This window comes from Moorena sp. SIO3I6, assembly GCF_010672095.1.
In genome coordinates, this window is sequence record NZ_JAAHHU010001230.1 from 1 (window position 1) to 1,522 (window position 1,522).

Below are 1,522 nucleotides of genomic sequence, written 5' to 3' on the forward strand. Positions count from 1 at the left end.
AAACAAGCACTTCAGGGAGCAAAGCAAGACGATACAACTCAGTTACTTAATCAAGCATTATCTGATCTCAGGGTGGTTTGGGATGAGATTCAACCTAAGTATAAACAGGAACTTAAAGAAATCAATGTCTGGCAGGAAGTGGCAATTCAAGCTCTTAAAAACAATCGAGAAGACTTAGCCCGTGCGGCTTTGATCCGGAAGCGGAACTATGAGAAAAGCGCGACGGACAAGAAAGCTCAACTAGACCAGTTAGCGAAGATGACAGAAACATTGATTCGCAACCGTATGAACTGGCAACAAACTTAGTGGGTTGCTCAAGTCATTAGAAAACGACTTTGAGCGATTAGCTATCAGCAACCATAACTTATCGAGTCGATTTAATTTTATTACCCCTACTCCCTACTCCCTACTCCCTACTCCCTAAAATCTAGGACGAGGTACTTCCAGGAATTCAGAACTGCTATATATTCTTACTATAGTTTAGTTGTAAAGATCCAAAAAATTGAATGGAACGTGGTTTACTATGGTTACCTCTGCTAGCAGCATTTTGCTGGCTGGCTTGGTCAGGTTGGAACGAATACCAAAAGATTGAAGCTTATCGCCGCTGGGCTGAACAGTTTGAACGGGCAAAGTATGATATCTATGCCGTGCTTGGTCAAAACGGCAGTGACCTGACTTGGGGCAAACCCACTAGAAATGAACCAGTAAATCTAGAAACCTTTTCCCTCAAAGACGTTAAATCAATCAACTTGCTAGTTGATAATCAAGTGGTTGACTTAGAGCAACCACCGGATAAAGGTCGTGCGATCGCATTAGAATTTCAGTTTCTCAAACCCATAGATCCAGTCAAAGTTCCCTTTACAGAAATTCCTTTGGCAGTGGAGTGGGGAAAATATCTCCAGTCATTAATCTCCAGTCATTAACTATAGCGCTGGGTGAAGGGAATAGGCAATAGGGAACTTCGGATCTCCAAATTGGCTAGCACCATCTGCTAATAATCCCAGGTTACCCTTACGAGTTAGACCTGGGGCTTCTCCTGAGTTAAGCTAAAAAATCCACTAATTGCTCTAACTTCAACCAAGGGGCACCGCTAGCCATAACATCCTTTGCCAGAGCAATCCCTGCTGTGTGGTCTTCGAGAGGTATAACACCGGCGACTTGAAGGGCTAATGAGGCATTTAACGCCACCACATCCTGCTGGGCTGGTGTTCCTTTACCTTGCAAAACATTCTGTAAAATTGCCCCATTTTCCGCTACATCACCCCCTCGTAGGGACTCAGTAGGGGCAGGAGTTAGACCGAGATGTTCTGGATTCAGACTCAAAAGTCGCACTTTACCCTCCGATAGCAGTGCCAAGTCAGTTTCATCTGCCAATCCCGCCTCATCTAATTTTTCCCTGCCATGGAGAACTATTGCGTTGGGAGTACCCATCAAACACAAGGATCGCGCTACAGTCTCTACAAAGTTGGGAGCATAAACACCGATTACCTGACCGGTAGGACGCAGGGGATTGACTAATGGT

The 1,522-nt window shown here is 44.7% G+C and carries 2 protein-coding genes and 1 pseudogene; 2 read left to right on the plus strand and 1 reads right to left on the minus strand.

Translation table 11 applies throughout. The features are described from left to right. Both F6K49_RS47975 and F6K49_RS47980 read left to right on the plus strand, forming a co-directional pair. Positions 1-306: PspA/IM30 family protein (locus F6K49_RS47975; protein WP_293109658.1), on the plus strand; the 306-nt coding region annotated here is incomplete at its 5' end. A gap of 200 nt (positions 307-506) precedes the next feature. Then, positions 507-923, plus strand: coding sequence for a hypothetical protein (locus F6K49_RS47980; protein ID WP_293109660.1), 417 nt, complete (start codon positions 507-509; stop codon positions 921-923). 118 nt (positions 924-1,041) lie between these two features. On the opposite strand, the pseudogene F6K49_RS47985 reads toward F6K49_RS47980, so the two are convergent. Next, a pseudogene (locus F6K49_RS47985) lies at positions 1,042-1,522 on the minus strand (anthranilate phosphoribosyltransferase); the annotation flags it as partial.

What these genes read in the sequence shown, in the direction of transcription:
- F6K49_RS47980 (WP_293109660.1), top strand. Translation starts at nt 507, where the DNA reads ATGGAACGTGGTTTACTATGGTTACCTCTGCTAGCAGCATTTTGCTGG.